Here is a 25,504-nt window from a genome sequence, read left to right on the forward strand (position 1 = left end):
TATTCTTTGTAAAGGTGTTGTCATACTAGATGCAGTTTAGTTTTTATTTTATTCCTTAATTATCTCATAATATTTATATTAAGGATAGGTCTAATATGTAATGCAAATTGAGTGAATTAAAACTTACCTAATTATCTCTGTATGCACTTAATTAAAAAAGGAGAAAACCCATGCTAGGCATCAACAAAAAGACTCTTAATTCTGACCTTTCTGGTATCGATGACGAACAACTATTCACTCAATTAACTTTTGAAGAAGGGGCTGTTATAGAAGGAGGCGGAGGGATTCTTTTTATAGATCAACTTCAGGCTATCAATGCTGGTGCAGATACATTCGGCGATGATGATACCTATATCACAGTCAATGGCAGTAAGCTTTGGGGACCTGGTGGTTTTTCTACCGGACAGACATCTGGAGTTAACAGAGGTTTAGGCGTTGATTTCCCTGCAAGCATCGCTCTTTTCGATGAAGACGGCGGTTTTAACGGCGATGACGATTATCTAGGTGGTTTTACTGTCAATGGACCAACAAATGGTACGGCAATAGCGCGTGTGTCTGGAAGTGGCTCTACATATGATGTGTATTACCGTGTTTTTTGATCAAGAGGATCGTAACTTAAAGCGAAAGCAGCAATAGCCGAGCCTTCCCAAGTCAGAATCTAAGTTAGGTTTTTCATAGGGGCGCACAGATGTGCGCCCCTACCGCGTGTTGCTCTCTGCAAAAATCTACATCACTTCAAGTAAATTATTCTATGCGGGGGGATTGAGTTGGTATTTAGAATCACTTGTTGGCAAAAAAGACGCGTCGCCAGTAATTAATGAGAGCGCGAGCGCAGATACAATACAAACTCTACCATCAGAGCATTGCCTTAAGGATATAGTAGGTGACTGGGAATGCTGGCAAACGCTAAAAGGGCATAACAGAGGCATTAATTGCCTAGCTTTCAACTCCGGGTGTAAGAATGGCAAAGCCTTACCCATATTGGCAAGTGGTAGTCGTGGAGAAACGAAGCTCTGGGATTTAAGCAAGAGTGAATTAATAGATACATTGTCAGAGTATCCTTGGGTGATATCTGGGCTGGTGGATGAAGTGAATTCCCTCGCCTTTAGTTCAGATGGACAGACTTTAGTGAGTTGCCGTGCTGATAAAACCATCAAATTATGGCATCTACAAACTGGGGAATTGCTGGGCACGTTTACAGGTCATGGGAATATAGTCACAGCATTAGCTTTTACAGCTTCCGGTGAGATGTTGGTTAGCGGGAGTTTGGATAAGACAATTAAAATTTGGCAACGGAGTTAATAGTAATTCCTAATTCGTAATGACGCTCAAATACTCGCTAAAGCTACGCTAAGGTAATTCGTAATTGTGGAGTCTTTGAGACTCGTGAACAACAAACTTTAAAAACCTCTCGCTAAAGCCGATATGGGTAATTCGTGGGTACATAAATGAAACCAGAGTCTTTTAAAATGCGAATGAGCGAACGTAGATTAAATAAGTTGCGCTTATATGTCGCACTTCAAAGATAAAACTATGACGCAAGTTGTAGAAGACCTTATTGACTCGTTAAAATTCCCAGAGATAGACAAAAACTCGTACACCCCTCTCCCGCGTTAAACGACGTTTAAGATAGGTCGGGGGTGTACCTTGTTTTTGTCCCCCTATTCATCCCACACCTCCCTGCGGCTAGGATGTGGGATGAATAGCGGATTAAGCTAAAACAAATAAAATCAAAGCTCTACTGATTTTTATTCAAGAATTAGCTCTTTAAGAGGTATTCTTGGCTTTTGATGCTATATGATATCCAAAAAAACTTGTGAATTGATAATCAAAACTGGTTATGATTACATTGCTGCTCTTAGAGGATGTTTGAAAAGTCGTAGAGTATACCAAAAAGCCCGCTTCCATTCCTCTCCCCGTTGGCGTCAGCCTGCCGTTAGGCAAGGGTCGAGAGGAATAGCAGGGTAAAAAGCCATGTCACAAAACGAGAATCAAGACTTATGTATTTTTCTTTCTTCGTATGAAACCACCCTGCCATTCCCTTGTAGGGAAGGGGGGTTGTTTCATTCTCGACAGAGAAAAAATGTAATCCTTAAACTTTCGTTTTCATTTGACTATTTTGTAGTAGGTTTTAAACGGAAAAATAAGAATCTGAGATTTTTATTTATTCGTATGAAAACACTCTGCCAATTCTCTTGTAGGGAAGGGGGGCTAGGGGGTTAGGTTTCTGAGATTTTGATGTTAGCAATAATACTGTTAAAACATTCTCTAAGAGAATGTTTTAACAGTCCTATTTTCAGTAGCAGAACGTTCCATATTCCCGTAAGTCCACACACCTGTTTGAAGTTGGCAAAGATGCCCAACGCAGTGGCGTTCCTGAAAAAGGGGGACTTTGATTCCGGTTCTTCCTTTTTCAGGATTGGGGATTAATAAGTGTCTAAAATCACACTGAACTACTTTTCAAACAACCTCTTAAAGGCAACAAATCAGGTATATTTAAATATTTATAAATTTTATTTATACCTGAATCTACGGAACATTTGACATAGAATTTAAGTTTGACTGCATATCAGTAGATTTCATTCTGTGTGTAAGTTATACTGCGAGTAGAAAACCAAAGTTCGGATACTCTTAACTAATAAAAAACAATGGTTATTTCACAATCTGGTATTATCACGTATGCTTACGGAGCATCTTACTATCTCGAGATGGCAAAGTCATTAGCGCGTTCTTTGCGTCTTCATTCACCAAAAGTTCCGCGTGCTATTATTACTGACGCTCCAAATGATCAAGAGTTACTAGAACTTTATGATTACGTTATAAATCTTAGAGATGAATACGGTTCTAACGTGAAACAAAAGCTTCATATCTATGATTATTCTCCATTTGAATATACACTTTGTATTGATAGTGATTGCATAGCAGTGAGGGATATTAACTTTATTTTTGATGCTTTTAAAGGTAGAAATTTTAGTGCGGCAGGTAATGTATATCTTCAAGCAGGTGATAAAGATACATTCATTGATGTAGATGACACACTTAAACGATTTAATCTGACAAAATTACCTAAATTTAATGGAGGTCTCTATTATTTTGAGAAAAACGATACTACTAAAGCATTTTTTGAAACAGCACTAGAATTTTCGAGGGACTGGAAAAAGCTAGGTATTAGTGAATTTCGTGGTGATGGCCCTAATGATGAACGTATTTTTGGTCTAGCTATGATGCTACACAATCAAAGTATGTTTGAAGATAATGGTCAGATGATGCGAACACCTATCGGTCTTCGTGGTTCTTTTAATATAGATGCTATTACAGGTCAATCTACTTTTCAAAAATACAATCAGGTGGTGTCTCCTGCTCTTGTACACTTTGCCTGCGTTTGGGGAGAGCATCCCATATATCATCGTGAAATATCAAAGTTAAAAAACCTAGACAAAGGTTCAGCTAAACAGATAAAGTCTAATATATCTTCCGCAATTAAATATAAGTTTGGCTATCAGATTGCTTTATTAAGGTATATAGCTAAACGTGTACCTAAAAATCCTAAATATATTCAAGCTAGAGTGAAAAAACTTTTGATACAATTGCCTGAGTTGATTAAAACTAAATATAGAATTGAGTTAACTCGTAGCAAATAAAATTGGCTAAAACTCTGCATCCCTTTATGCTTTAAAAAAGCGATCGCATTTCCTAGAGAAAGTTGTAAAGGATTGTATCTGTAGGTTTATTGTAGAAACTGGGCGATACAGCGCAAAATCGTGTGTACCATAAAAATTTGTATTGCCGTACTTTTATGGAAAATCAACTAGGATTGGTTCTGAAACTGCTTTTACTCTCGGCTTTGTTATCGCTATTAATTAAGTATGCAGCGCCAAATCTATCAATTCCGGCGACAGCAACCAACGCGTTGATTATAATATTGTTGCCGATTGTGATTATAGCGATCGCGTTACTGTGGCGATTCCAAGCACAGAAGCAAAATTAACTCAAAGTATCTACGCACAACTTACCAAAATCGGCTAACCTAGCTGAATTACCAGAAAATTGCATCTCCCCAACTGTTGGGAGTCAGCCTGTGAACCTCGGTCAATCGATCGGCTTAATCGCCATAGTTCTTTCTTTATACATCCTGTGGCAAATTCGGGAAGTGCTTTTGCTAATGTTTGCCGCAGTTGTGTTAGCCACCACCTTAAATCGGCTAGCAAAACGCTTCCAACGCCTTGGGATGAAGCGTGGATTCGCCGTCCTCCTCACAGTAGCTATCTTTTTTGCAGGTGTCGTGGGTTTTTTCTGGCTCATTGTGCCACCATTTGCACAGCAGTTTCAAGAACTAACCTATCAGGTTCCTAAAGGGTTTGGGCGCTTTAATAGTTGGCTTGATGCCCTGAGAACTCGTATTCCTACCCAGTTGATTCCCTACATCCCAGATATCAACAGCCTCATCCAACAAGTACAGCCCTTTGTTAATCGGCTACTGGGAAACTCCTTCGCCTTTGTATCTGGCTCTTTGGAAGTAGTCCTCAAGATTTTGCTAGTGTTGGTTTTAACAGGAATGATATTAGCCAACCCCGTGGCTTACCGCCAAGTATTTGTGCAGCTTTTCCCCTCATTTTATCGGCGGCGGGTAGATGGGATTTTAGATAAATGTGAAGTCTCTTTGGAGGGATGGATTACAGGCGCTTTCATTGCCATCTGTGTAGTCGGGCTGATGAGTCTGATTGGCTTATCAATTTTGGGTGTAAAGGCAGCACTAGCTTTAGCGGTTTTGGCAGGATTTTTTAACTTAATTCCCAATCTGGGGCCAACGATGAGTGTAATACCAGCAATGGCAATCGCCTTCTTGGATGAACCTTGGAAAGCCGTCGCTGTCTTGATTCTCTACTTTATCATTCAACAGACTGAAAGTAATTTCATCACGCCCGTTGTGATGGCGCATCAAGTCTCATTGCTGCCAGCTCTAACCTTAATTGCCCAACTATTTTTCGTTACTTTCTTTGGCTTTTTAGGATTATTTCTGGCGCTACCCTTGACCGTTGTCGCTAAGATTTGGTTGCAAGAGGTGTTAATTAAAGATGTTTTGGATCAATGGGGAAATAATCATACACAAGAGACTGAGTTTGTGATACTTTCTGAATCTCCTGAAGCAGATGATAATTGGACCGCAGAAAGTCCTGATATTAAGCATGAACGACCGATTGATGATACCTTGCCAAAAAAAGATTAGTAGACTTCTTGCATAAATCAAAAATTAAGAACCCCACCCCGCATTTGAGTAAAGCAAACGCCCCCCTCCGAAAGAGCGGGGAGGGGTTGGGAATGGGGTGTTAGGGACTTTTGCAAGAGGTCTAGTGTTTTTTAATCTAAGGTTTGTCCGAGAGAATCGGTTGGGCGGCAATATCATCTAAGTGGATACTGCTTAACAAATTCCGCCACTGTGCTTGCAGCGCTGCATCTTGAGGATTTTTCTGACGTAGTTGAGCCAGTATCGTCAGTGCCTCGTACCATATCCCGTTTTGGGCATAGATAGCATAGCGCTTTAGAGGGTCTGTCATTCGTAGCTCTTTGACTGTGGCTGGATTCAGTTTGACTCGTTGTATTACCCCTTGGACGAAAGTCGGGGGAGAATTCTTTTGCTGGTCACAGTTAATCGTGAAAAACCAGTTATATTGTTTGTTTAGTGCCAAAGCAGGAGCAGTGGTAGGCAGAGAAACGCGGATGACTCCTGGTTTATCTGGTAGAGCGATCGCTTTTTGGTAAATATCGTTAGAGTTCTGATCTTGCACCACAAATTTAACTGCATACGGTAAATCTTTGGTATATGGCACATAGAAAAACCAACTTGGGCGTTCTTCCGTTGTCTGTCCCCAGACATTAATTACTGAGTTAGCTTCCTCAGTAAAAGGTACTAAAGCAGTCAAATCAAGTTTACTAAGTTTACATCCACCCCCGCGCTTTGCTCCGCCACGAACGCGACCTCCAGGAGCAGGACCAGGTGGAAGTTGAGGTTGATTAAATGTTGTAGCTTGAGCAAGGGTCGTTTTCGGATTAGAGCGTAGGCGTAGCCCGCCGTAGGCATCGCTAACTGAAGAATCATCAGTTGATTTCGCCAGTACTGGAATCAGGCTAACTAGTAAACTGGTGCAGCTAAAAGCTACTACTAAAAACAGTTTTATCGGTTGTGAATTTGACTTCATAAAAACCTTCACTTAGTATGTAAACCTTCTAAATTTATCGTAAATTCAAGGGTTTAAATCCCATTATGTTGTAACTATCTTCTCTACGAAACGCTACGCGAACAATTTTGAATTTTGAATGCGTGAATTTTGAATTGGAAGTCCCCTATTCCCCACTCGCCACCCGAAGTTTTGTTTTTGAATTATTATAAATTGACATCAAGCTAACCGTGACTACCAACGACAAAGCCGATGGTACAAACGGTACCCAAGCACCCCAAATTAACAGACCAAAGCAAACTATATACAGAACACTAGAGGTAATACTGACTGCCAATGCTAACCAGGGGAACGAAAGCTTTCGCCAAGCCAAGATTCCCCCTACCAAAGACCAGCCCCAAATCCAGACCACCTCAACCCACAGTGACCAAACCCGCAGCAATGGCCGCCCATCCTGGACAGCACTGAGGATCTGGCTGATCATGTGCGCTTGTACTAACACTCCTGGCATTTGATCATCTAAAGCAGCGCCATAAGGTGTAGGCCAGGTATCTGGAGAATCCCCCTTTGCCACCACACCAATTAAAACAATCTTGTCTTTGATGGCATTGGGGTTAACCTGACTAGATAAAAATTGAGTTAGCTTCACCTGTTCGGCTATTTGTTTTGAAGAACGGTAGTTAAGTAAGATTTGACCGCCATTGGCATCAATATCGTGATAGCCGCCAGTATGAGATTTCAGATTTGGAAAAATAGTTTTACCCAGCTGCAAATTTCCTTCAGGGGTGAACTTTGGTTTAATTCCTGAAGGGCGAAGATAGAGAGAGGCCAGTTGTAGACTGAATGCAAAGGGAGCAGGACACAACGATGTCGCCTCCTGGTTCATGAACAGGAGATGCCGACGGATAACTCCATCACGATCATGAATAAAGTCACTGAATCCCAGCTTTGTTGTGGGTATTTCTGGTGGCGGTTTAATGCCTTTGATATTTGCTGTGCTATCACTCCCCTTACATATACCAACCAAATTCTGAGTTTGTTGAAAACGAGTAATTAAATCTGGTTGTGTGGCTTTAAAATCACGGTAGATATCCAAGCCGATCGCGCGGGGTTGGTATTGATTCAGTTTTGCCAGTAGTTTGTTGAGAGATTTTTCGGAAATGGAAGCTCCGATCAAAGACTCGCCATTTTGTCTTTGAGTCGCCAAATCATCATCGTCAATTGTAATTACCAGCAGTCGGGGATCAAGTTCCTCCGCAGAGCGCGATCGCATCATCAGGTCAAAGGCTTGAATCTCTAGATTTTCCACAAATCCCAGCAATCTCACCCCACAAACTAAGGCTGTAATTGCCAAACTGGATAACAAGGTTCTCTGAAATTTGCGTCTAGTAGACAAAGCAAAATTCGGTGGATCTTCAGTTTTTATAGACCTTAATTCATCCCAAGTGGGTGGTATTTGTGCTGGATTTTGGCAAATCACTGGTAGCCAAGTTGCACAGGGAAATCGATCCTCAAGTCCTTGCAACCGTTCTCGTGCTTGGCGTACCGACTGATATAAAGACTGTCCACCGGCAAAACCTTGGAGAAAATACTTTAAGAACTCCTTGGCAACCTGGTCTGGGACTGGTTCGCGCATCACAATTATTTGAGGGATTTGCAAATCAGCCAGTTCTCGCGCCAATCCCAATCCATCACAGGAGTTGAATATAGCTAGTTGCAAGCCGTTTTCAATTGCTTTCTTCAGAGCGTACTTTAACTCGCCAATGCTGAGGCTATCAGTTTTATTCAGGTAAATTCGTCCGCTTTCTCCATTTCCATTACTGGAACTGTGACCAGCAAAGAAGAGAATATCCCAGTTTTTTCCCCAAAGATGGTCAGTCAATTCCTTACGTTGTGGTTCTACCAAAAAGCTGACATCTGCATTACGACACTGTTGCAGTAAAGCTTGATCAGCCTGGGTGTCAATCCCCTGACTATTGCCCACAATTGCTAAAATGTTGACTAATGGATTTTTTGTGCGTGGCTTGTAAATGCGATCGTAGGATGGTGAAGAAAGGGCGATTTCAGCCTTGGGGTAGTGTTCTAACAAGTCCCACAGATGCCAGGGTAATAGTTGCAATTGGCTATTTTCTGTTTGCAGAATCACCCGCACTTCTTCCGTGGACGACAATCTTTGTAACCATTTTTCCCTCAAAGGGCGAAACTCCTCTGCTCGCAGCCAGGTATTAAAACGTGCCCGCAAAATATGGGAAGTGTTTTCGCAGTCTTGAATCATCGATACATTCGTCACCTGCATTTGATCAGCATGGAGGCGATAACGATTGCCGATCTGCCGATAACTAGACTGCCAATGACTATAATAGAGCGGCATTTCAGGGAATGAAGGTAGCTTCCCCGTGATTTCGGTTGTAGCATGTTCGCGTTCTTCACCAATTTGGAGGGTGATAGCAAACCCCTGCTCAAAACTCCCCTCTCCGAATTTCAGAACCACTAACTTACCCATCCGTCGCTATCTCCCTGTGCAAAATCATGCCCTATTTTAATGTTTGATCGCAAGCTCCAGAAGCGTTTACAGACTTCTTTCCAAATCCCTAAAAGCCAGCTTTAATTTTTAATTATGAATTTTTAATTAACCAATTACCACTTATAAATTACCGACAAAGAGGGAAGATAGCTAGATGTTTCAAATTCTAAAATGTTCGGTAATGCTAGTATCATTTATGGCGACTCTAACGCTAAATTGCTCTGTAGGTTCCCCGCGAAACTGCAACTGAATGTAGTTGTCTGATTTTCTAGATTGAGCGTCTAGAAACACTGTTCCCGAACTATCTAGAACCGTAAGATGAACTCCGGGCGGCAAGTAGATATGATTCCCAGTGGCGTGCAATTGCAGATGAATACTGGTTTGTTGATCCTTTTCGGGGCTGATTTGCACAATCAACATGACTGGTTGGTTGAGAATTTGGATACCCAAATCAATCAGTTTTGCACGTTTAGTAATTGATTCTGATTGGTTCAGGGCATTTAATTGCAAAGTTTCAGTACTGCGAAAGGCATAAGTTGGTCTGAGTTCGGGCACGTTCCACAGGGATTCAATAGTCTGCCAACCTTTCTCAAATATACCAGCAAACCACTGACTCAAATTAACCAATTGGCGCAGTTGCCACAGGTGGTCGATAAACGCTTCCAATGGTTGCAGTTGTTCTAAAGGCAGTGTTTCGGTTGCGATAGTAGGCATAAAACCAAGCAGCCGAGCTTCTTGGAGCGATTGATCAAATTGAACTACTAAATAACCCATGCGTTCTTCCCAAGTTTCTGGAGGAATGGAACATATCTGCTGATGCAGATGGACGGGGCGACACTCCAGACGACCAACTGAGGGTATCTTTAAGTCAGCTACATTCCCACAAAGGCGCATGATGGGGTTCCAGCTGTCACTAGCTTGGAGGTCAGTAGGAATATCCATCATTTTCAAGTAGTCATTCACCACCCATACAGCTAGCGTATTCAGCCGGACTTGCTCTGCTTTTTCAGGATTTGGCTGTTGGTTAGCAAATTGCTGGGCAGTTGTGCGAGCCGATTGGGAAATCGGCAATCTTAAAGCAAAATCGTCTAGCAGATAGGTGGAGTTATTCATAAATCAATCCCTAGTGATCAATGCTGGTATATACATATCACCCGCATTCACTAAATTTATGCCACAAAATAGAGAATGATTATTGGAAAAACAGAATTAGGGATTGGGGATTGGGGACTACCACTTCGAGTACTCCCAACAAGGTAACGCACTATCCAGATTTTTAGTACGCTAGCGGTAGCGTAGCGCACAGACGCGATTAATCGCGTCTACTCCAAACTCCTGTAGAGACGCGATTAATCGCGTCTCTACTTCTTCACCACTTGCAGGCGCTGAGTTATCATCGTCATCCCATTACCGCGCAGAATGACAGCAGAAACCCATTGACTACCAGGGGTAGATGGTGCTTGTCCGACTTTAAACAGTCCGCCAGATGTCAGTAATTCCAAATCGACAGATGTGGGATTGAGAAATTTATCTGGTTGGATAGATTCCTCTAGCGCGGTTCCTAGTAGAAAATCATCACCAAGTGGCTCTTTGACGATCGCATCAAAATTATACTTCTGACCAACTTGTACCTGCTGTGGTAATTTCATCTCAATTTGGGGCGGCTTGCTGCCAGAGGTAAGTAGGGTGCGTTCTGATAAAATGTCTTGGCGGACGATTTTTCCGCTTTCAATGCGCTGACGCGATTTAATCGTCGCATTGAGAGCCAAATTATTCCCGCTACCAGAGGGTAAGCCAGTTATCTGCGTTTCTGTTTCGGCAATAATCCCATTCCCTTCAGGTTTTGAAGATAGTACTTTTGTACTATATTTCAACTTGGGATATCGTTGCCAAAGTGAAATCAAAGACCTTTCCATAGTTTGGAGATTTAATCCATCTCCATGAGTGAAATTGGGGCTATAAAATTGCAACACCCCTTTGACATCCCCGCGACTGGCGGCAGCATCAACTTGCGTCAACAGATTTGTCAGTTGTGCTGGTGCATTTTCGGGTGTACCAGCTTGGACTAATTGCTGTGGTGTTGTCGCTTGAGTGCGTTGCCAACCACTTGTTAAACCAAGTGTCAGCAGGAAGGCAATCAACCCGATACTTGCTGGAAATCTGAGTTGGCGTCTCACTAAGGCGGTAATAATGTTAGTCATTGGTAATAATTTACTGATTTGATTAGAGAAAGTAAGGAAATTGTTTTATCTTAGTTAAGCTAGGCGCTAAACGGTAAAGGTTTGATGGCAAACGCACCGATACGATTATTAATCGCTGCCAGTGGGACTGGTGGACACTTATTTCCAGCGATCGCACTGGCAGAGAAACTTCCAGATTATCAAATAGAATGGCTGGGAGTACCCAATCGGCTAGAAACTCAACTTGTTCCCAAACAGTATCCCTTGAATACTATTGCAGTTGAAGGGTTTCAGCAAGGGTTTGGACTGTCCTCGATTCGCATCTTGGGTAAACTCGCCCTTTCGATTCTGGAAGTTAGACGAATTCTCAAACAGGGGAATTTTCAAGGGGTGTTTACTACAGGGGGTTACATTGCCGGGCCAGCCGTCATTGCGGCGCGTTCCCTCGGTTTACCCGTGGTTTTCCACGAATCTAACGCCTTACCAGGTAAAGTAACTCGCTTTTTTAGCCCTTGGTGTAATGCGGTAGCCTTGGGATTTGAAGTCGCTGCTAAGTATTTGCCCCGGGCCAAAAATGTCTATGTTGGCACTCCTGTGCGATCGCAATTTCTGGATGGGGCAATTAATGCACCGCTAGATTTAGCCATTCCTGATGGTGTTCCTTTAATTGTTGTCTTTGGTGGTAGCCAGGGTGCTGTTGCGGTTAATAAATTGGTGCGGGAATCTGCAAACGCTTGGTTTGATGCTGGTGCATATATAGTACATTTAACTGGCGATCGCGATCCAGAAGCAGATAGTCTCAAACATCCACAGTACATAGCCTTACCTTTTTACAACAATATGGCGGCGTTGTTGAAACGGGCAACTCTTGCTATTAGTCGTTCTGGCGCAGGTAGCTTGACAGAATTGGCAGTGTGTGGAAAACCAGCAATTTTGATTCCTTACCCCTTTGCCGCCGAAGACCATCAATCTTATAATGCAGATGTATTTACTTCATCTGGTGCGGCCTTAACCTTAAAGCAATCAGAGTTGACGACTGAAGGATTGCAAAGTATTGTGTTGAATATATTGCAGTCACCGGCAGAATTAGCAAAGATGGGAGAAAAAGCTCATGCGATCGCAGTTCCCGATAGCGCCGAAAAGTTGGCGCAATTAGTACGTGAGGTGATCGAAACTTAAACAATTCAAAACTCAAAATAGTAAAAGACAACAGTAATTTATTTTCTAAGTTATGAATATCTTGTTTAACCAAAAATTCCGGATTACAGTAAGTTGTGCTAGTTTCTTATTTGTCAGTTTAGCTAGTAGCCATCTATATACTCAGTTAAAAACTAAACAGCTAGTTCAAAAAGCTCAGTCCTTTACTCAGCAAGAAAATTTTGCCCCACTTCAATCACAGATTTCGCTCACCTCAACATTTCAAAATCCTTTTGTAGTTCAACAAACATCTGATGAGATTATAGACAAGCAAAATGCTTTTTCATCTCGGCAGAATTTGTTAGCAGCATCTGCACCGTATCCAGTTGTCGATGAGTTCAAAAAATATAAATTTAGTCTTAATGGCAGCCAGGTTGTTACCCCAGTAAAACTGCCAATTAGTAAGGTTAATTTCAATCAAGGAGATTTATTAACCGTTCTCATTAATACTAGAAAATATTTTCAAGATTACTCTTCAGAAGACCCAGATATTCTGCGTACAGGAATACTTGCCACTCAAGGGGTTACTGTACCAGATGTTCTCAAAACTTTGGATTTCATGATTGCCGTCTTAAAGGAGGATATTGCTAATAATCGAGCTACTCGTTTACAAGACCCTAAATTTATCAATACCAATTTTCGAGTCATTAAATGGTCTGCCTACAACCCAAATAATAAACAGCAAAAACAATTACGAATTACTGAATATGCTGTTTTTACTCACCCCGGTTCTCGCCAGAAAACCTCTACTTTTAACACACCAATTTATAGCTTAAAAGAAAACTCCAATAACGATAAATTTTATACTAGATATACAAAGCAGGATGTTTTATCGGGTATTTATGAACCAGGTGGTAGAGAATTTGGAAAAGTTACGACTCTCGCTTATCTAACCAGAAATGGCTTAGAAGAAGCAATTATGGAAGGAACAATACTGATTAATTTTACAGATGGTTATCAGGCATTTTTTAATGTAGATAGAAATAATGGAATGTCTTATATTCGCGGATTGAAGGCAACAGCACAAAAGCGTTATTGGTATTTTAGAGAAGTTGATGCTATTAAAGGCTATGGATACAAAATAGATGCAAAAATTTCTATCAAACCCGGAGTCACTTTTGCGGGAGATGTTTTGAATATCGGTTTAGGTAAAGTGATTGTGATTGAGCATACTCAAGGTGGTCGCAAACATCTGCAAATGGGAGTCATTGCCGATACAGGCGGAGCATTTTTACCCAATCTTTATCAACTCGATTTTTTGGCAGGTATTTTTCAGAATCAAAAAGAATTTGGACAAAATATCAGCCAAGTGCCAGACTATGCTACAGCATATTTTTTAGTAAAGAAGTAATGCTTTCTGTAGACGAATAATAAAGTTGGAAAACTTTTTAACCTTATGTAGAAGTATAAACTTGTAAGGGTTTGGAACTATTGACTACAAGATTCAATGGCGATCGCTCCCTAGTCAAAGCCACATCAGTAATTTTGGTTGGTGATGTATGCGATCGCAGTAATTGAACTCACGTTATATTACAGCAAAATTCAAGTATTTGAACCACATCTGTCGTAGGGGCACAGCAATGCTCATTGGTATCAACTTAAGCGCAAACCCTTTTAAAACCAAAACCTCGTTTCCAGCCTCTGGCTGGAAATGCACTTCAATTGCGGCTCTGTGTAGAAGTATAAAAAAGTTGTACAATTTCGCAGTTTATAACCCCTATATTACCGTTGGCATTTACGCGACTTGAAAAAATAAAGTTGTACAATTTGGCAAAAATTTGTCATATTGAGAAATAAAAAAGTTGTATATTTTCTCAAATGCAGGCACTGCAAGGGTTTGGAACTATTTGCTACAATATTCAATTGTGATCGCATCCCAAGTGCAAAACTGAATTAACAGGTTGAGTTTGCGTGCGATGGATGCGATCGCACTCTATTTCACTTTATCTATGGCTGGTAGCATGGAGCGATCGCAACTCCAATTTCTCCCCTCTCCAAGCCGCACAATCTTTACAGCGATTCTGCCTGTTTTAATAGTATTACCCTCGCTTTATCCTGTTTGTCTGATACATAGCCATATTTCCACAGCAGGCGTTTGACTAGCCGTCTCAGATTGGGTTTGACATTTTCTTTCTGCGTTCAGTCTATGCTGACATTAGGGCGGACTGTCTTCACTAATTCACGAGCGATCGCTTTTAGTATTTCATCACCCAAAGCACCAACTGAAGTCTCATTAAAATCTAAGACATTGTAAAAAGCAAGCTCATCAATATACTCTTAAATATCGACGCTCTTAATTACTGCTCGGTCAACGTCGCCATAAAACACAATATCAAGCTTTTCGACCACCTCTTCTGGCAAGCCTGCAAATTGACTCTTATTGGAAAGTGGTACTAAAGCTCGTAAAGCCCCACTTTCCATTGCTATTTGCAGTGATTCGACAATTGAAGCAGGGCCTTTGATATTCCCTTGAATTGTTAAATCGCCCAAGATCAAAGTTCCGGCTTGGATTTGACGATTCTGTATGGCTGAAATGATGGCGACAAAAAATGCTACACCACAAGGGCATTCAACACGGCTTCCAGACAAGTCCACAGCTTCAGCGTAAATGTCTTTCAGTCCCAGAGTTTCGTTGAGTCCTTTCCTTTCTTTTATACTTTGAAGATAGCTGAAAGCCCGGTTTAATCATTCTTTTAAAGTTTTGTCTAGCCCTGTAGGGGTTTGCAATTTTCCTGTCCCCGATGTACAAGCAACTTCCAGGCGGAAAAGACCAACCCTAGCCTCTCCATTTGCTGTGGCGGTGTACACTGTGCCAGGAGGTAAAGGTTCTTGAGAGATGATTCCAGCACTACCTTGTTCTGGTACACCCACTGTCATCTCTGCATCACTTTCCTGGTCGATGTAAGAAAAGCTGGTTTTGTAAAACTCAAAAGAACCTCGCTTTCCTTCTTCTTCAGTTGGTTGAAATTCGACATCTACAAGACCCCAAATTCCACCTTCTAAAAGTCGTTCGTATTGTCGATAAAATCGGTCAGCAACATGAATTCTGGAGTAACTAAAGTGATCCATTGCCGCCCAATATTTGTTTTCACTGGCGAGATAACGAACTTCTATACGGTCTATAAATCGGTGTCGTCCTCGTTGTTCTACTAGCGCTTGGGCTTTGTTAGCTTCATCGTGGCGGAAATAGTTGCTTTGTAGTGTTTCTTTAACAGCCTGAATGCCAATGCGGATTTCATCTTCATCATCTGAGGCGCAGTACTTTCCTAGAAAATATTCCAGTACATAAGATGGTACATTTTCTCCACCCTTGATTTGATGTAGCAAGTCCTTACGTACTACCTTTCCTGGAAATGTTTGATTAACTTTTTGGTCTAAGGCATCTTGAAACATGAGTTCATTCTTAATCTAGTAAGCGATTTTCTAGTTCTAACTTTGCCCAAATTACGCCAGTTTGTGGGTCAATTGCTCGCATTTCAATTTTGGAGCATGAAATATCGTCAGACTCCAGTAAGATAGGAACCGAAGTTTCTTGATTGGGCTGGAGTATGATTTCACCAGTTCGTTCGTCTCTAGCATCGCAGTCGGTTGCTTTACCTACCCGCTTGGCTTTTGCTGTTGAGCCATCGTAAGCTTCGATGCGGACTTGTATTGCTTTTAGTAGCAAATATTCATAGCAGACTCGCAGATTGATTACTTTATTGGTAAAGTAATCGTACTTATAACGCAGGAAAATATTCGGCTTACTCTGAGCTGTAATCTTACCTTGCGATCGCAAAATTACCAATGGCACGATCGCTTCCTGCAAGCTTATGCCTTCGTGGAAGTAACCTTCAACTTGTTGGAAAACTTTAAAGCCTTTGGCAACACAGAGGTCTTGGGCATCTCCTTGGATACCAACCTGCTCAGTTTTAAAGATAACTACACTTGAAGATTCGCCAGATATAAATTGCCCAAGCAAACTCCTGCGCTTAATTTTCAACTCTTCTACAGCATTGCTTGTGGCGAGAAATGTGACACAACGCTCGACTATCATCCAAATATTACCTCGTTCCAAGTGGTTGTTCCAGATGGAATGACGGCGTTGCGTTAAAATCTTCTGGGCATCTGCTAAGTTATTCTGTTGTACATACTCCAGCACTTGCTGTAGGTATCGCTTTTCTGCAAAGGGGAAGGTATCTCTAGTACCTAGTTGAGCTATATTTTCTGTGAGATTGCCAAGGTGCAACTGGTTTTCTACTTCTACTGCTAGCTGAACATAGCCCGATCGCAGGTCAGAACTATCCCGCATCCGATCGCACACTGCAAAAATCACTAATTCATGGCTAGCTTCGGCTCTGGGTAAGCCACTGAAGGATTGTGGTAGTTCATAAGGCAGGTCGAGGGCAAACTCGTTGAACAGCAGATACTGACCGAGTTGCTTTCTGATTTCTGTCCAGGATTTCGCTTTTAATAGAGGTTTAAAGCCAATCTCCGTTGCTAGTAACTGCAAAAATTCTTTTAAACAACCCTTAACGGAATCAATACGTTGTGATTTTTCATCTAAGCAGAGGACTAAGGCGATCGCTTCTGATGGTGAGTCAGTACCTAACGCCTCTAACAGTAAAGGCGAACGGTGATGGAACTGTAATTTATCCAACATCGATAGGGTTGGACTGCCTTGGGCAAATAGCCGAGTAATCTCTATAGCCCGTTCTGGTATTGCTTGTCTGGCAAGAGATTCTAACTGTTCTGCTTCTTTGTCGCCAAACGCCACACCAGCCCATGCGAAAACTTCAAACGGATCTTGCCGCTTCTCATCTTCTATTGTTCCACGCTGGCGGGGTACGTAAATGAGGAGATTCAACCCAGCATTGGCTAAGTCATCAGACTCGTTCATGTGGCGGTAGACGGCTTCGGCTTGACGACAGGAGTTCAAAATAGACAGGACTTACGCAACTGGCACAAGCAATGGTGCGCGAAGCGCACCGAGCGCCCAAAAACTACACAAAAGACATAGCAATATCTGGACGTTTTAGTTGCTCAATTAAATAATTAGAAAGCAAATTTTGCTTGAGCTTGTAAATAGTAAGACAAGTTTGATAAGCTAAACTTTTCAGTCTTAGCCAAACTAACATAGCGCAAGCAATATGATTTCTTTGAAGACGAGCTTTACGACATCATTCTTTAAATAATAATTGATTTTATCATGACTAATATTTGACAAATGTTCCGCTAGATTAGTCATTGTATAGTTAATTTGGCTGCTCAGTAAATATTGACAATAATTAAGTTTAGTAAATTTCATCACTAACCAACTTTTTGATGCACCTTCTATCAATTTTCTCATAAAATTTTGAACAAGAAGATACATCATTGATTATTGTTACTAATTCGAGTCAAGCCAATCAAACACATTCTCCCTAATTAATACCTATGTACTACTGGCTAGAGATCGCACTGTGCCAGTTGCGTAAGTTCTAACTTGTTACGAATCGGGTTTAATAGATGAGCGATGTGGTAAAAACTACCAGATCAACTCAAGAGGCTGTTTCTGTTGGACATAAAGAAAAGCCAAACTATTCAGCAATACCCTCAAACGTCATTTCTCATGACACCCTGCTGTGTGTTTTAGGCAATCCATCTAAAATTTTTTGAGCAAGGTCTTTCAAATACAAAACTTTGGGACGTGAAATACCTACTCCTCGCAAAACGTCATCTGGCTGAAAAAGAGGGGGAAAAAGGAGCAAATCTGTGAGCTACTTAAAACTGCTGGAATTGTTTCGCAATATACATTTTGGCAGTTTTTGACCCCTCTTTTTTCTGGCTTTGTGAGAAATTCGGGCAAAGCTTCTTCAAAAGTTACTGTTTATACTTCCATTGCAAACCATCTATAAAGGTTTAATTTTCAATGAAGATGTATCGAAAATAACTATTATTTTAAATAAATAGGTCAAACTGAGAGAATTAAATTTTATAGTAAGTGCCCTTTCATACAAACATTGTAAGATTGCGGTAAAATTTGATGTGAAATTAGTCTTTAAATATAATTTGAAAGCTAACACATCACTATAGGACTTATATTTGATTTTTGAAAGATGTGTAGGGTGTGTTAGCGAAGCGTAACGTACCGCCTAAAACCTTTGGTACACTACCTTTCGCTAAGACACCCTACTAGCGTGGCAAGGCTAAAATAGTGCATTAAAAATCTCTAGAAAATTCGATTTGAGAAACATAATCTAATTTTTATATTGCAACATTTTAAGCTTGCCACGGCACTGTGTATACTTAGGTTTTTTCAAAAATTAAATTCGATTTCTATGTATTATCTAAGTATCAACACTGATAGATAAACATATAAACCCCGTCCATTTTTAAACCTGGAGTTTTTAAGGAGAGTGTATTATTCGGTCGTGGCTTGAGTTCTGAACTTTACCCTGATTCCAAAAAACTATGGTTTTCAAGGTAGACGCGGTTTAAAAGCTTTAACATTCTTGCGTGGTTGGCAAATGAGTATCAAAGCTCATCATCAGAAAATAACTTAGAACAAGATAATTTAACATTACCTATTTTGAAAAAATTCGAAAAACACCTACCAATCGAGTGGAATCATACTCAAACTGATTATCCTCAGCAAGCGTGTATTCATCAATTGTTTGAAGCACAAGTAGAGAAAACACCTGATGCTATAGCATTAATCTTTAATAATCAGCATCTCACCTATAGAGATTTGAATAGTCGTGCTAATCAATTAGCACAACATCTGCAATCACTAGGGGTAGGAACAGAAATTCTTGTAGGAATCTGTATAGAGCGCTCCTTAGAAATGGTTGTAGCACTTTTAGCTATCCTCAAAGCAGGTGGAGCTTATGTACCACTAGATCCAGGGTATCCACAAGAACGTTTAGCTTTCATCCTATCAGATACCCAGGTATCAGTATTATTAACTCAAAAAGAACTAGTTGCCAAATTACCTACTCATACAGCATTTGTAATTTGCCTAGATGCAGATTGGAATGCGTTGGCAAAGCCCACCGGAGGTATCGCCCAAAATAAAAAAGAGAACCTAAGTACTAGCGTCACTGCTGATAACTTGGCTTATGTCATGTATACCTCAGGTTCTACAGGTACACCCAAAGGTGTTAGTGTTATCCATCGTGGTGTAGTTAGGTTAGTCAAAGAAACTAATTATGCCCACCTCACAGATGAAGAAATAATTCTGCAACTGGCTCCTATTTCCTTCGACGCTTCAACTTTTGAAATTTGGGGTTGTTTGCTTAACGGTGGAAAACTAGTAATATTCCCTCCCCATACCCCATCTTTAGACGAATTAGGGCAGATTATTCAGCAATACAAAGTTACTACTCTTTGGCTAACAGCCGGTTTATTCCACCTCATAGTGGATGAAAAAATTGATGCTTTAAAATCCTTGCGTCAACTTTTAGCGGGTGGCGATGTTTTATCTGTTCCCCATGTACAGAAGTTTCTCCAAACAGTAGAGAACTGTCAGCTAATTAATGGTTATGGTCCAACTGAAAATACAACTTTTACCTGCTACCATCCGATAACAGCGCCACTGCAAGCAGGTGTCTCTATTCCTATTGGTCGTCCAATTGCTAATACCCAAGTTTATATATTAGATAACAATCTCCAACCAGTATCAATTGGAGAAGTTGGCGAATTATACATTGGTGGTGATGGATTAGCTAGAGACTATTTGAACCGTCCCGATTTGACTGCTGAAAAATTTATTTATCACTCCTTTGATAGCAATTTAATAACGCGTCTTTATAAGACTGGAGATTTAGCTCGTTATCTTCCAGATGGCAATATCGAGTTCTTAGGTCGAATTGACAATCAGGTAAAAATTCGCGGTTTCCGAATTGAACTAGGGGAAATTGAGCGGGAGATTGCACAACATCCTGACGTTCGGGAAGTTGTCGTTTTAGCCCGTCAGGATAAAACAAGTGAAAAACAGTTGACAGCTTATATTGTTCCTCACTATAACAGTAGATACACACATAATAAATTGCGTAATTTTTTACAGCAGCAACTACCTAATTACATGATGCCCTCAGCGTTTGTGATGTTAGAGTCACTGCCTTTGACTGCAAATGGCAAAGTAGATAGACATAAATTACCAGCACCAAGTAGAGAACGTCCGCAACTGGAACAAGCGTACATTGCTCCCCAAACCGATTTAGAGCGTTTACTTGCAGGTATTTTGTCTGAACTGCTCAAAATTGATCGCGTTGGGATTGATGATAATTTCTTTGATTTGGGAGGAACTTCAATCTCGATTCTGCAAGTTGCTGTGCGGTTACAATACGAGCTTGGTATTGAGCTACCTACTGTGAAGCTATTTCAGTATTCAACGATTGGCTCTTTAGCAAACTATTTGCATTCAAACCAGAATAGTCAACCCTCTCATGACAAGCTGCAAAATCGCGCCCAACGCCAACAAGCAGCTCGAACTCGTCACCGTAATCATCAGGTGTTTAAGTAATGGTGAATATGCAAACCTCAGATAACCAAGATCCTATTGATGGTGTTGCCATTATTGGCATGATAGGAAGATTTCCTGGCGCTGGAAATGTCGATGAGTTTTGGCGCAATCTGTGTGAGGGATTAGAATCAACTACTTTCTTTCAAGATGAGGAACTAGATCCTAGTATTGACCCGAACCTTTGCAAAGATCCTAGCTACGTAAAAGCTAGAGGAATCATTTCTGGCGGGGAAACCTTTGATGCTGCCTTCTTTGGCATTAATCCACTGGAAGCTGTGGTTATGGACCCACAAGCCAGAGTTTTCCTAGAGTTGGTTTATGAAGCTCTAGAAAATGCTGGTTATGAATCAGAGTCTTTCGATGGTTTGATTGGTTTGTACGCTGGTTGTGGTCAAAATACTTATTTTGCTAACCACATTTCTGGACGCATGGAAATTGTCGATCGCATCGGCGAGTTCCAGACAATGCTAGCAAATGAAAAAGACTTTTTGACGACCCGTGCTGCTTACAAGCTCAACCTCAAGGGCCCGGCTGTCAGTGTTAATACTGCTTGTTCTACTTCTTTGGTAGCAGTCATTCAGGCTTGCCAAGCCTTAAGCAGCTATCAGTGCGATATGGCTTTAGCTGGTGGTGTTTCTATGACTACACCCCAAAATAGCGGTTATATGGCTCAAGAAGGCAGTATGCTGTCTGAGGATGGGCATTGTCGTCCCTTTGATGCTAGCGCTCAGGGTACAATGTTCAACAATGGCGCAGGACTGGTTGTCCTCAAGCGTTTAGAAGATGCACTTAATGAAGGCGATCGCATCTATGCCGTAATTCGGGGTTCTGGGATCAATAATGACGGCGCTGATAAGGTGAGCTTTACAGCTCCCAGTGTAGACGGACAAGCAGAGGCCGTTGCGATGGCGCAAGCTGATGCCAACTTTCACCCAGAAACCATCTCTTATATTGAAGCTCACGGTACAGCTACACCTTTAGGCGACCCGATTGAAATTGAAGCGCTGACCCAAGCATTTCGTGTACATACAGATGCTAAACAATTTTGTGCGATCGGCTCTCTTAAAAGCAATGTCGGACATTTAGTTGCTGCGGCTGGCGTAGCAGGGTTAATTAAAACCGCTCTCGCCCTACATTATAAAAAGATTCCACCTAGTTTAAATTTTGAGGCTCCCAACCCCAAGATTGACTTTGCCAACAGCCCTTTCTATGTCAATACCAAACTAGCTAAATGGTCAGAGGGTGAAACTCCGCGACGAGCCGGTGTGAGTTCTTTTGGTGTCGGCGGGACTAATGCTCATATTGTGCTAGAAGAAGCGCCACAAATTCAAAATTCTGGATCTTCTCGCCCACAGCAGCTATTATTGCTCTCAGCAAAAACTAGTAAAGCCTTAGAAGTTGCAACAGCAAATTTGCAGCAACATCTCCTGTACAATACCGAAATTAACTTAGCCGATGTAGCTTATACCCTACAACGAGGGCGCAAAGCCTTAAACTATCGACGCAGTATAGTTTGTCACGATGTAACAGATGCGATCGCAGCCCTACAATCTTTAGATCCAAATCAAGTAAATACCCGTCATACAGAAATCCGCAATCCAGCCGTTGTCTTCATGTTCCCCGGACAAGGATCACAATATGTGAATATGGGACTGAATCTCTACAACCGTGAACCCGTATTTCAGGAGGTAGTAGCTCGATGTGCTGAAATCCTTAAACCTTTGCTGGGCAAGGATTTACGAGAAATACTGTATCCCGCACCGAGCGATAGTGAAACTGCGGCTATCTCCCTGCGGCAAACTTGCTTTACCCAACCAGCATTATTCGTCATTGAATACGCTTTAGCGCAACTGTGGCAAACTTGGGGAGTCAAGCCCCAAGCCATGATTGGTCACAGTATTGGTGAATTTGTCGCCGCCTGTATAGCGGGTGTATTTACCTTAGAAGATGCGCTGATGTTGGTTGCAAATCGCGGTCGCTTAATGTGGGAGTTACCGGAAGGGGCTATGCTCTCAGTGCGCTTACCAGCCAAAGAGTTAGAGCCGCGATTGAGTGCAGAACTAGCGATCGCTGCAATTAATAGCCCTTCCCTGTGTGTAGTTTCTGGCCCCACTGAGGCGATCGCGGCTCTGCAAAAACAACTAGAAAGCGAAGAAGTTGTTTGTCGCTGTTTACACACTTCCCATGCTTTCCACTCCCCAATAATGGATAGCATTATTGCCCCCTTTGCTGAGGTAGTTGGGAAAGTTAAATTATCACCTCCTCAAATTCCCTTTGTTTCCACAGTTACCGCCGACTGGATTACAGCCCAGCAAGCAACTGATCCGATGTATTGGGCTACACATCTACGTCAGACTGTGCGATTTGCGGAGAGTGTACAAACCCTATGGCAGCAGCCAGAACGCCTACTGTTAGAGGTGGGGCCGCGAATCACAACTGCGACCCTAGCCCGCCAACAAGCAAAAGATATTAAACAACAGATAGCGATATCTTCTCTGAGTGATAATGCCGAGAACGAAGCCGAATGGACGACATTACTCAAAGCAGTAGGACAACTGTGGCTAGCAGGAGTATCTATTGACTGGAGCAGCTTTTATCAAAGGGAAACGCGACAACGAATTCCTCTGCCTACCTATCCCTTTGAACGCCAACGCTTCTGGATTGATCCTCTACCTCATTCCAACCGCGCAGCAACTCCCAAACCTTCAAATCCCCAGTTAGAAAACACCCAAACTATGACAAAATCTCCTCAGCAAAAGCTTATTTCTCTGCTAAAAGAAATTATCGAAGAAACATCAGGATTGGAAATCGCTAGTGTTGACGACTCCACAACATTTTTAGAAATGGGATTAGATTCTTTATCCCTGACTCAAGTGGGGCTAGGGTTAAAGAAAAAATTTCAAGTCAAGGTAACACTTAGGCAGTTACTAGAAATTTACCCCAATTTAGGAACACTGGCTGACTTTATCAATCCAGTCCTGTCTGCCGAAACTTTATCCGCATTAGGATTAACAGAAACCGTTGCAGAAGCCATTCCAGAAGTAACATTATCAGCATCTGTAACCACATCACCCACTTTGGTAGTGCATGAAGTTCATACAAATGGATCTGCACCTCAGATTTCTCCCCAACCTGCTGCATCCAGTTTCCTAGAAAATGTGATTAATCAGCAGCTCCAAATCATGAGTCAGCAATTAACACTATTGGGTAACAATAGTCAATCTGTAACAATCCCAGTTGTACCTGCGGCGACACCTCAAAATAATGGTGTCAAACCACAAAACACTGTATCTATCCCAGCGACTCAAACGAGCAAAGAATCACTTGCATCGGTAGACACGGAGACGAATGGCGCTAAAAAGGCATTTGGTGCGGCTGCTCGAATTGAAAAAACCCAGACTAAAACTCTGACAGCGCAACAACGCACTCATCTAGACAAAATTATCCAAAGATATACACAACGGACTCAAAAATCCAAAGAATATACTCAATCTCATCGTCCTTACTTAGCAGATCCAAGAACTGTTTCTGGGTTTAACCCGACGATGAAAGAGATGGTTTACCCCATCGTAGCGTCTCGTTCATCGGGTTCTAAACTTTGGGACGTTGATGGCAATGAATATGTCGATTTAAGCAATGGCTTTGGTTTGAATTTGTTTGGTTGGTCGCCACCTTTCATTACCGAAGCAATTGAAGCGCAACTGAAACTTGGTATGGAAATTGGCCCCCAGACTCCCTTAGTTGGAGAAGTGGCACGGCTGATGTGTGAGTTGACCAACTTTGACCGAGCAGCCTTTTGTAACACAGGTTCGGAAGCGGTTCTGGGAGCGATGCGGATGGCACGCACAATCACAGGGCGTAACTTAATTGCCATCTTTTCTGGAGCTTATCACGGCATTCTGGATGAAGTAATTGTTCGAGGGACAAAGAAACTCCGGTCAATTCCCGCTGCTCCCGGTATCCCACCGGAAATGGTAGAGAACATTTTGGTACTAGACTATGATTCGCCTGAATCTTTAGAAATCCTCAAAAATCGGGCTGATGAGTTAGCAGCAGTGATGGTTGAATCTGTGCAAAGCCGTCGCCCTGAATACCAGCCCAAGGAATTTCTCCACCAACTGCGTGATTTCACTGAACAAGCTGGTATTGCACTAATTTTTGATGAAATCGTTACCGGATTTAGAATTCATCCAGGTGGCGCTCAGGCACATTTTGGTATCAAAGCTGATATAGCAACCTACGGCAAGATTGTGGGCGGTGGACTACCGATTGGAGTCATTGCTGGCAAATCGCAATATATGGATGCTTTAGATGGTGGATTTTGGCAGTTTGGGGATGACTCAGTTCCAGAAGTAGGTGTGACTTACTTTGCCGGAACTTTTGTCCGCCATCCTTTAGCACTAGCAGCAGCCAAAGCAGTGCTTCAGCATTTAAAACAGAGTGGCCCCAGTTTGCAGCAAAATCTCAATGCAAGAACTGATAAATTTGTAGCGGAACTCATGGGTTATTTCCAGCAAGTTCAGGCTCCGTTTACAGCCTATAATTTCGGCTCTCTGTTCATGGTTAAATCTTTACCAGAGTTCCCTTACAGTGATTTGCTATTTTACTTGCTGCGGGATAAGGGAGTGCATACTTGGGATCACCGTCCTTGCTTCTTGACAACAGCCCATTCCGAAGCCGATCTGGCTTTTGTAATGGCAGCCTTTAAAGAAAGTATTGCCGAAATGCAATCTGCTGGCTTCTTATCTGCACCGCCCATAGAAGTAACAAATTGCGATCGCCACAATGGAGCAGAAGTTACTAATAACAGCCTACGTAATCGTCCTCCGCAAGCTGATGCCAGATTAGGACGAGATCCTCAAGGGAATCCCGCCTGGTATATTCCTAATACCGAGCGACCCGGCAAATATCTACAAGTTGCCAGTGTTTCCTGAAGTGTTTT

General features: G+C 41.8%; 16 protein-coding genes and 4 pseudogenes. 10 read left to right on the forward strand and 10 right to left on the reverse strand.

Annotated elements, in window-relative coordinates:
* The first annotated feature begins 170 nt into the window (after positions 1-170).
* From V7K36_RS00450 to V7K36_RS00470, 5 genes are all read left to right on the forward strand, one after another.
* Positions 171-599: a hypothetical protein gene (locus tag V7K36_RS00450; protein WP_335096829.1), complete on the forward strand. Its 429-nt coding sequence runs from the start codon at positions 171-173 to the stop codon at positions 597-599.
* Between the two features lie 91 nt (positions 600-690).
* Entirely contained in the window at positions 691-1,302 is a 612-nt protein-coding gene (locus tag V7K36_RS00455; protein ID WP_335112266.1) for a WD40 repeat domain-containing protein, read from the forward strand.
* A 1,406-nt stretch (positions 1,303-2,708) separates the two neighbouring features.
* Positions 2,709-3,641, forward strand: coding sequence for a hypothetical protein (locus tag V7K36_RS00460; protein WP_335112268.1), 933 nt, complete (start codon positions 2,709-2,711; stop codon positions 3,639-3,641).
* A gap of 155 nt (positions 3,642-3,796) precedes the next feature.
* On the forward strand, positions 3,797-3,988 hold the full coding sequence (locus tag V7K36_RS00465; protein ID WP_334829452.1) for a hypothetical protein: 192 nt from the start codon (positions 3,797-3,799) through the stop codon (positions 3,986-3,988).
* Positions 3,989-4,078: 90 nt separating this feature from the next.
* Positions 4,079-5,227 carry an AI-2E family transporter gene (locus V7K36_RS00470; protein ID WP_335112270.1) on the forward strand — a complete coding sequence of 383 codons (1,149 nt, stop codon included), beginning with the start codon at positions 4,079-4,081 and terminating at the stop codon, positions 5,225-5,227.
* Between the two features lie 136 nt (positions 5,228-5,363).
* On the opposite strand, the gene V7K36_RS00475 is transcribed toward V7K36_RS00470, so the two are convergent.
* The 4 genes from V7K36_RS00475 to V7K36_RS00490 all read right to left on the reverse strand — a co-directional run bounded on the left by V7K36_RS00475 (position 5,364) and on the right by V7K36_RS00490 (position 10,901).
* Positions 5,364-6,197 (reverse strand): DUF928 domain-containing protein, encoded by an 834-nt coding sequence (locus V7K36_RS00475; RefSeq protein WP_335112272.1) that lies wholly within the window; start codon positions 6,195-6,197, stop codon positions 5,364-5,366.
* A 145-nt stretch (positions 6,198-6,342) separates the two neighbouring features.
* Positions 6,343-8,679 carry a CHASE2 domain-containing protein gene (locus tag V7K36_RS00480; protein WP_335112274.1) on the reverse strand — a complete coding sequence of 779 codons (2,337 nt, stop codon included), beginning with the start codon at positions 8,677-8,679 and terminating at the stop codon, positions 6,343-6,345.
* A 180-nt stretch (positions 8,680-8,859) separates the two neighbouring features.
* Complete coding sequence (locus V7K36_RS00485; protein ID WP_335112276.1) at positions 8,860-9,813, reverse strand: DUF1822 family protein; 954 nt, start codon at positions 9,811-9,813, stop codon at positions 8,860-8,862.
* Between the two features lie 248 nt (positions 9,814-10,061).
* Entirely contained in the window at positions 10,062-10,901 is an 840-nt protein-coding gene (locus V7K36_RS00490) for a nuclear transport factor 2 family protein (protein ID WP_335112278.1), read from the reverse strand.
* 84 nt (positions 10,902-10,985) lie between these two features.
* On the opposite strand from V7K36_RS00490, the gene murG reads away from it, so the two are divergent.
* The 3 genes from murG (at position 10,986) to V7K36_RS00505 (ending at position 14,176) form a co-directional block, all read left to right on the forward strand.
* Positions 10,986-12,059: an undecaprenyldiphospho-muramoylpentapeptide beta-N-acetylglucosaminyltransferase gene (gene murG, locus V7K36_RS00495; protein WP_335112280.1), complete on the forward strand. Its 1,074-nt coding sequence runs from the start codon at positions 10,986-10,988 to the stop codon at positions 12,057-12,059.
* 52 nt (positions 12,060-12,111) lie between these two features.
* Complete coding sequence (locus V7K36_RS00500; RefSeq protein WP_335112282.1) at positions 12,112-13,428, forward strand: hypothetical protein; 1,317 nt, start codon at positions 12,112-12,114, stop codon at positions 13,426-13,428.
* 550 nt (positions 13,429-13,978) lie between these two features.
* The gene (locus V7K36_RS00505; RefSeq protein ID WP_335112348.1) at positions 13,979-14,176 is read left to right on the forward strand and encodes a hypothetical protein; all 198 of its coding nucleotides are present in this window, start codon (positions 13,979-13,981) and stop codon (positions 14,174-14,176) included.
* Here V7K36_RS00505 and V7K36_RS00510 read toward each other — a convergent pair.
* The 6 genes and pseudogenes from V7K36_RS00510 to V7K36_RS33910 all read right to left on the reverse strand — a co-directional run.
* Positions 14,088-14,291 (reverse strand): annotated as a pseudogene (locus tag V7K36_RS00510) (type I restriction enzyme endonuclease domain-containing protein). The gene V7K36_RS00505 and the pseudogene V7K36_RS00510 sit on opposite strands and share 89 nt — an antisense overlap.
* Before the next feature lie 63 nt (positions 14,292-14,354).
* On the reverse strand, positions 14,355-14,672 hold the full coding sequence (locus V7K36_RS00515; protein WP_442948418.1) for a S16 family serine protease: 318 nt from the start codon (positions 14,670-14,672) through the stop codon (positions 14,355-14,357).
* Between the two features lie 90 nt (positions 14,673-14,762).
* Complete coding sequence (locus V7K36_RS00520; protein ID WP_335112284.1) at positions 14,763-15,470, reverse strand: anti-phage BREX system Lon protease BrxL; 708 nt, start codon at positions 15,468-15,470, stop codon at positions 14,763-14,765.
* A gap of 10 nt (positions 15,471-15,480) precedes the next feature.
* Positions 15,481-16,995: a hypothetical protein gene (locus V7K36_RS00525; RefSeq protein ID WP_335112286.1), complete on the reverse strand. Its 1,515-nt coding sequence runs from the start codon at positions 16,993-16,995 to the stop codon at positions 15,481-15,483.
* Between the two features lie 64 nt (positions 16,996-17,059).
* A pseudogene (locus V7K36_RS00530) lies at positions 17,060-17,236 on the reverse strand (IS701 family transposase); the annotation flags it as partial.
* Positions 17,236-17,364, reverse strand: a pseudogene (locus V7K36_RS33910) (IS701 family transposase); the annotation flags it as partial. The pseudogenes V7K36_RS00530 and V7K36_RS33910, both read right to left, overlap by 1 nt.
* Before the next feature lie 1,254 nt (positions 17,365-18,618).
* Here V7K36_RS33910 and V7K36_RS00535 point away from each other — a divergent pair.
* A pseudogene (locus V7K36_RS00535) lies at positions 18,619-20,562 on the forward strand (non-ribosomal peptide synthetase); the annotation flags it as partial.
* Positions 20,562-25,496: an aminotransferase class III-fold pyridoxal phosphate-dependent enzyme gene (locus V7K36_RS00540; protein WP_335112290.1), complete on the forward strand. Its 4,935-nt coding sequence runs from the start codon at positions 20,562-20,564 to the stop codon at positions 25,494-25,496. The pseudogene V7K36_RS00535 and the gene V7K36_RS00540, both read left to right, overlap by 1 nt.
* The last annotated feature ends 8 nt before the right edge of the window (positions 25,497-25,504 follow it).

Source organism: Nostoc sp. (assembly GCF_036919555.1).
Taxonomy (GTDB): domain Bacteria; phylum Cyanobacteriota; class Cyanobacteriia; order Cyanobacteriales; family Nostocaceae; genus Nostoc.

Coding starts and splice junctions, on each gene's coding strand:
- V7K36_RS00450 (WP_335096829.1), top strand. CDS start 171: ATGCTAGGCATCAACAAAAAGACTCTTAATTCTGACCTTTCTGGTATC.
- V7K36_RS00460 (WP_335112268.1), top strand. CDS start 2,709: ATGGCAAAGTCATTAGCGCGTTCTTTGCGTCTTCATTCACCAAAAGTT.
- V7K36_RS00465 (WP_334829452.1), top strand. CDS start 3,797: ATGGAAAATCAACTAGGATTGGTTCTGAAACTGCTTTTACTCTCGGCT.
- V7K36_RS00475 (WP_335112272.1), bottom strand. CDS start 6,197: ATGAAGTCAAATTCACAACCGATAAAACTGTTTTTAGTAGTAGCTTTT.
- V7K36_RS00480 (WP_335112274.1), bottom strand. CDS start 8,679: ATGGGTAAGTTAGTGGTTCTGAAATTCGGAGAGGGGAGTTTTGAGCAG.
- V7K36_RS00485 (WP_335112276.1), bottom strand. CDS start 9,813: ATGAATAACTCCACCTATCTGCTAGACGATTTTGCTTTAAGATTGCCG.
- V7K36_RS00490 (WP_335112278.1), bottom strand. CDS start 10,901: ATGACTAACATTATTACCGCCTTAGTGAGACGCCAACTCAGATTTCCA.
- murG (WP_335112280.1), top strand. CDS start 10,986: ATGGCAAACGCACCGATACGATTATTAATCGCTGCCAGTGGGACTGGT.
- V7K36_RS00500 (WP_335112282.1), top strand. CDS start 12,112: ATGAATATCTTGTTTAACCAAAAATTCCGGATTACAGTAAGTTGTGCT.
- V7K36_RS00520 (WP_335112284.1), bottom strand. CDS start 15,470: ATGTTTCAAGATGCCTTAGACCAAAAAGTTAATCAAACATTTCCAGGA.
- V7K36_RS00540 (WP_335112290.1), top strand. CDS start 20,562: ATGGTGAATATGCAAACCTCAGATAACCAAGATCCTATTGATGGTGTT.